The following is a 961-nucleotide window of genomic DNA, read 5'->3' on the forward strand; positions in this document are numbered from 1 at the left end:
CAAAGTTTGCAACACTTGTTCCACCAAATTTTCGCTACATTCAATGCGCTCACGGCATTTCTCCCACGAACTTCCGAAAAATATTAACCGTTGGTAATCCAACATCCGATGTTTGTTTTGGTGAGGAAAGGGGCAGAGCGGTTTAGAGAGGTCAGTTTGAATAATCAGAAAATCCATCTCAGAAGCTCTTCATCAGGCTGAGCTGATGACAGTTGATGGGACTCAACCCAAGTCAACCGACAGATCAAATCCTGCAATTTTGATCTACCTCGGCACTACTCCCCCTGAATGTTCTGTGTTGGAGTTGCGGCTCCACAAAACATCTGCCTGGGCAGTGCTCCTCTTCTGCAAAAAGCTTAAACATTGAACGTTTTTCACACTCCAATGTCAACTGCTAATTCGATCTTGATTGAAAGTTTTTATTAACAAATTGTTGACACTGGTTTGACCTCTAAGACTGTCGGCTAATTGCTGTCGTTGCTCGTTTGCTTTAGTGTGGAGAAACATAATTTGCATTAAAACGATTACGCTGTCCGTTAACCTTTTTCACACTTAGCAAGGAGCCGGTATGTCAATTCAAAGCTTTATTCCCCCACGTCGTATTTTAATGGGGCCAGGACCGTCTGATATTTCCCCGCAAGTACTACAAGCACTAAGCCGCCCAACGTKGGCACTTGGATCCGTGTTTATTCAGATGATGGATGAGCTCAAGCAACTGCTTAAATACGCCTTTCAAACTGAGAATGATTTTACCATTGCGGTTTCTGCACCAGGTAGTGCGGGAATGGAAGCGTGCTTTGTGAACCTGATTGAGCCGGGAGATAAAGTYATCGTCTGCCGCAATGGGGTGTTTGGTGAGCGCATGCGTGAAAATGTCATTCGTGCTGGTGGAGAGGCGGTGTTAGTGGATGACTGATGGGACTGCCAGTCTCGGTTGAGAAGGTCGAGCAGGCCTTAACGC

1 pseudogene and 1 riboswitch are annotated in these 961 nt (G+C 45.8%); the pseudogene reads left to right on the plus strand.

Annotated features, from left to right (window positions below):
• Positions 1–174: 174 nt before the first annotated feature.
• A riboswitch (Lysine riboswitch) is annotated at positions 175–353 on the minus strand.
• Between the two features lie 215 nt (positions 354–568).
• Positions 569–913, plus strand: a pseudogene (locus tag CIK04_RS24130) (alanine--glyoxylate aminotransferase family protein); the annotation flags it as partial.
• Positions 914–961 lie beyond the last annotated feature (48 nt).

Source organism: Vibrio sp. 03_296 (genome assembly GCF_002265885.1).